The 2,638-nt window shown below is 57.5% G+C and carries 1 protein-coding gene; it reads right to left on the bottom strand.

Annotated features, from left to right (window positions below):
* Positions 1 to 107: 107 nt before the first annotated feature.
* A complete protein-coding gene (locus tag WCO56_29510; protein MEI7733739.1) occupies positions 108 to 2,477 on the bottom strand; it encodes a hypothetical protein in 2,370 nt (789 codons plus the stop codon).
* Positions 2,478 to 2,638: the final 161 nt, after the last annotated feature.

The raw sequence follows: 2,638 nt of genomic DNA, 5'->3' as shown, positions 1-2,638 counted from the left end.
AAAATCCCAACCGTCGCAGTGGCTATTGCTTATTCTGCTTCGGGACGGGCTCTAATTACATAACCACTCGTTGATTGGTAATGGTGTAATTGCATGGTGGAAAGGCATCAAAAGGTCCTGCCAAAATCACGTTGCTGGGGTATCGGGATGGCTCCGGGCATATCCATGCGCGGTTTGGCCAGCAGGGCCAGCTTGCCGGCTTCAATCGCCTGGAGCATTGCCTGGTAACGCGGATCATCGGTGGTGCGAAACACCGCCAGGTTATCCGCCATCTGGCCGCCCGCCGATTGCGCCAGGTTCCGCAATAACACCCGGCTCCATTCGGGATGCGTCAGGTTGATGTCCCGATTGCGTACCCGCTCCATATCCTCCCGGATACCACTGGCTGCATAGGCCCGCGTGAAATCGGCAAACCAGGGCAGGGGTAGTTTATGCTCTCCCAGCCAGGTGTCGCGGCCCCCAAATGTATGCGGTCGGGTCATATCCCAAGTCCCGTAATAGGGAACGTTGGCATCAATCCACGTGTAAATGCGCCGTCGGCTTTCATCATCCATGATGACACCTGCATGATTCGTCATGATCAACGTGCTCAACCGGCTGACATAAGAACCGCTGCCCAGCGCCGGGAAATTCCCGGTCGGTCCCCCATTGATGTGGTAGCGCGCCACCAGACCGGGCGTGAAGACCAGCGTCTCGAAGGCCAGGTTGAACAATCGGGTTTTGTCTCCCGAGAGGTCAATGTTGGCTTTGGGGGCAGAGCCGTAGTGGCACGAGACACAATACCGGTCGAGTACCGGCTGCACTTGTTTGACGAAATCCACCGTGCCTGCCCCCCAAGGCGGCGGTTGGATGGCATCCGGCTTGCCGGACAGGAGTTTCGCTGCATGTGGTCCACGCGGCGGGGCCTGCGAGCGATGCTCATGACAGCCGATGCAACTCTGCGTTTCCCCAGCGGTGATTTGAGTGACGGTGCCCATGCGTCGAATTTCCCGACCGTCCGCGTCCAGCGCCTGAAAATACAGTTCAATGCCCGCCGGAGCCGTGAAATACGCCGAGCCATCTTCCCGCACGGGCACTGTGCCATAATTGTATTTCACGTAGTAACTGCCTTCGCCAATGGCCGGATAATGGTCGCTGTAGCGCGGTCCCTCGGTATTGTATTTCTTGGGTACTTGGGACATCACGCGCAGGGCCTTGACCTGTCCGCGCTGGACGCCCTGCTCAACCAAACCTTGGTAAACATCCACGACATAAAAGCGTCCTTCGCCCTCACGTTGCATGGGCGGTTCACCGGGCAACTTGGCCGGCAGAGCGCGTGGCTGCACGGGGATGGGATTATAGCAGGAGGTCTTCGGGTCCTCGTACAACGGCTGCTTGTTTCCCTGATCATCCAGCAGGTAGAGACGGTATCGTTCGGGGCCGCCAGTCAATGGCCCGCCATACGCCACCAGGAACTGATGCTCATTGATGGGCCAGGGATCAGTATAAGACCACGGATAAAACTGATCGCCAGGACGCCAATTGGTGTCCCGCCACGTTTTGCCCTTGGTGGGGCGATACGGCACATCGGGCGTCAGTACCGTCATTGCCTCAGTACTCTCGATCCCGAGCGAGCGGTCAATGATGGCGATGCCGCCCAGTGGCGGAAAATGATGCGCCGCCATCACACAGATGACCTTGCTGGTGCCGGGGATTTGTTTGGCACCGTAGATCGAGTTCGGCACCGTGAGCGTATTGCCGTAGAATAACTGCACGCGCGACCCATCCGGATTGATGGTCCATAGCCCTTGCACACAGAAAATGTTTTTATCCTGGTATTCCCAGCGCCCGAACAGAATGGTTCCATCCTCCATCACATACGGCGTGGTATCGCACAACGTGTTGTATTCCAACCGGCGCAGATTGCTGCCATCCGCGTTGATGACGTGCAAGGCCGCCGCCAGGAAATCCTGGCACAGTGAGTACGATTCCACCCGTGTGGAGTTAAACACAATCCGGCCATCCGGCAGATAGGCGGGGCTGAAATCGTGATACCGGCCCGTGGTCAGTTGCCGCAACCCGGTGCCATCCAACTTGATCTCATAAATATGGAACGAATCCTGGCGTTTACTCACTTCCTTTTTATAGGTGAACAACAACGTCTTCGCATCATACGACAGGCTCATGTCAAAGATGAATCCCGCCGGATCATCAAAGATGGTGTGGGCACCCAGTTCCGGATGCTCTGGATCGTACAGGCAGATGGACGAGCCAATGCCGGTCATGTGCGAGTGCATGGTCGCATTGGTCCCGCGCAACCCGCCCGCTTTGCGCTTGATGAAAACCACCGGGGGACAGCGGTTAGCGGCGGCAGCGGGTTGCAGTCGGACATTCTCCGGCATGGCGGCAGCATGACAAACCACATCGCTCGGCGTGGCGGAAAACAACCACACCGCGATCCCTGCCACCAGACGGGTTATGTAACGACCGGGCTTCACGCCACCTAATTAACCAGATCGCGTTTGCTTTGTGAAGCCTTGAGTGCGGGAAATTCACGGGTACGGCTCCTCCCCTCCTGTTGTTCCCGTCCATCCGTGTTCCGCCTCCCAATTTTTTTGGTGCAGCCTTCGATCTTTGACAGGCCAGCGGGTGCAAGTCC

It is taken from the genome of Verrucomicrobiota bacterium (assembly GCA_037139415.1).
Taxonomy (GTDB): Bacteria; Verrucomicrobiota; Verrucomicrobiia; order Limisphaerales; family Fontisphaeraceae; genus JBAXGN01.
Note: the sequence above shows the minus strand (reverse complement) of the source record. Positions and strands in the feature narration are given on the sequence as shown.